Genomic DNA, 1672 nt, shown 5'->3' on the forward strand with positions numbered 1-1672 from the left:
GTTTCTTAATCACTGCCTGTAGCTGATGACGCTCTTCTGCTGTCAGGCGCACAATGTATTTTTTCTGCATGGGACTCCGGCTCGCTCCCTACAGATTACCTCAATACTCCCGTTAACCCTAATTCTTAGAGTTGACGCTGCACTAGGGTTCCAATTTCATCTTTAGTATCGATAGATGCTTTGCGATCGAAGTTGCCATTTTCTGCGGCGTCCCATGCAACCTGTGTTACTTTTTTAAGAGGACGTGTAATTTCCAAGCTCGTATAAATACAAAGGACGATCGCGAGTGCGATCGAGACAATTAAGCTGATTTGAATGACCTGATTTTCAAGATTTCTAGCTCGTCGCAGCTTAGCATCCTCTTCAAGCTCGAGCTGGCGAGATTCTCGAATGATTTCGGTTAAGTCTCGATTCATGCGATCGAGTGCTAATGCTTCTTCAGAGTTCGCGAATTCTAGTAGAAATTTTTGACGACTTTCAATGTCTAGAGTTTTGTCGTTTTCTATCTTTTTTAAAACATTTTTTAATTCTTGTTGATATTGAGATATAGTTTCTTGATGTTCTTTTAAAAAGAGTTCGATATTTGTTAAATGTGAATCAATATCGTTAGATTGAAGTTCGTTGAATGCAAATTTTTCAAATTCAAGAATTAATTCTTCGATTTGTTGAGAGCGATCGATTAAATAGTAGCTATAATTTTCCAACAGTTCTGGATTTTTGAGATAAACGACGATCGTCGATTTTGATTCGAGAACTGAATCTTTGATTTCAGTTAAAAATCCGAATTTTTTTTGTTCTAATTCTCGAATTTGAAAAGCAGGCTTTTCAATAAAAGTTTCAGCGATGAGATGTCCTCCTGTTGTCCCCAAGGCAGCGACACCAATTCCAATAATATATCCAATTGCAATTTTTTGTCCGATATTCAATCTAGAAAAATTGTATTTCAAACAAGATTTCTGGGACAGAATAGATCGAAACATATTTTTATGTCTGGAAATATTTGATGCTTTAGATATTAAATCAAACATGATTCTTGTCGCCTCTGTTTTTTTGCCTAAAAGCAAATATTAAATCAGTATTGGCGAATTGTTCGTTATTATATAGCAATCCTAAATCAGTTATGTAACAAAATTGAGACAAAAAGGGAATCGAGAACGAGGAATCATATTTTTTCTGCTGTTTTAATTTTTGACAACTCATTTGGGACTGCTATACGTCAGTTTTTTAGTTTAAATTTGTTTTAGGTGTTCGATCTAACCTGCTCGATCGTCAATGTTATTCACTTCTTCTTGTAAAAAACGATTGGATTTTTTGACAAGCGCTATCCGAGCGATCGACTGGTTTTTTAAGCTCGTATCTTGTTTAATTTAAACTGAGACGCTCGAAGTTGAAAACGCTAAATTTTCGGAATTATATCTCAGTAAATTTCGCGATCGAAGTATCCGTGTTTTTACAGACATTTTTTTATCTTCGTCGATATTTTTCTTTAGCGTACTGTAAATTTTACTGCGATCGCTGAAAAAACATAATTTTATGATTGTTTTAGCAAATAGGCATACATAAATAATACAGAATCCGAATCTTAAATACTGGTTTTGCCTAATCTGACAAGTCCCTCTATCCCCCCAACCATCCCCCCAACCATCCCCCCAACCCCCCTTTCAAAGGGGGG

1 protein-coding gene is annotated in these 1672 nt (G+C 36.0%); it reads right to left on the reverse strand.

The window, feature by feature from the left end:
* Positions 1-125: 125 nt before the first annotated feature.
* On the reverse strand, positions 126-1028 hold the full coding sequence (locus GEI7105_RS0122980; protein ID WP_144053997.1) for a methyl-accepting chemotaxis protein: 903 nt from the start codon (positions 1026-1028) through the stop codon (positions 126-128).
* Positions 1029-1672: the final 644 nt, after the last annotated feature.

The organism is Baaleninema simplex PCC 7105, from assembly GCF_000332355.1.
Classification (GTDB): Bacteria; Cyanobacteriota; Cyanobacteriia; order Cyanobacteriales; family Geitlerinemataceae; genus Baaleninema; species Baaleninema simplex.